Source organism: Vibrio glycogenivorans (assembly GCF_051660965.1).
In the GTDB taxonomy this organism is placed as follows: domain Bacteria; phylum Pseudomonadota; class Gammaproteobacteria; order Enterobacterales; family Vibrionaceae; genus Vibrio.
Genome location: NZ_JBPVIS010000047.1, coordinates 1 through 506 on the forward strand (window position 1 = coordinate 1; position 506 = coordinate 506).

1 rRNA gene is annotated in these 506 nt (G+C 42.7%); it reads left to right on the forward strand.

The window, feature by feature from the left end:
* Positions 1 to 78 (forward strand): 5S ribosomal RNA (gene rrf, locus ACSTTG_RS24230); the annotation flags it as partial.
* Positions 79 to 506: the final 428 nt, after the last annotated feature.

Below are 506 nucleotides of genomic sequence, written 5' to 3' on the forward strand. Positions count from 1 at the left end.
GCCGAACTCAGAAGTGAAACGAATTAGCGCCGATGGTAGTGTGGGGCTTCCCCATGTGAGAGTAGGACATCGCCAGGCTTTAATTTTGACCGTTTTCTGTATAGAAAACAGTCACCATAGAATTTTAAGAAATATCTTAGAGTTTTATGTTGACTTACAGAGTCAGTAGCGTATTATGCGCGTCCGCTTCGGGGTTAAGCCCTTAGAAGCAAAGCTCTTTAACAATATAAACCTATCAATCTGTGTGGGCACTCGTTGATGATAATCCAATTAGAAGCTTAGGCTTCAAATTAGGTTTCAATGAACTGAGTGACCAATTTGAATGAGCAATCATTCGAGCACAGTCAATTCACATATCGTTAGATATGAATTCAGTATTCATTGAGCCACAAAATCTTAAATTGAAGAGTTTGATCATGGCTCAGATTGAACGCTGGCGGCAGGCCTAACACATGCAAGTCGAGCGGCAGCGACAGTAACAATCCTTCGGGTGCGTTTCTGGGCGG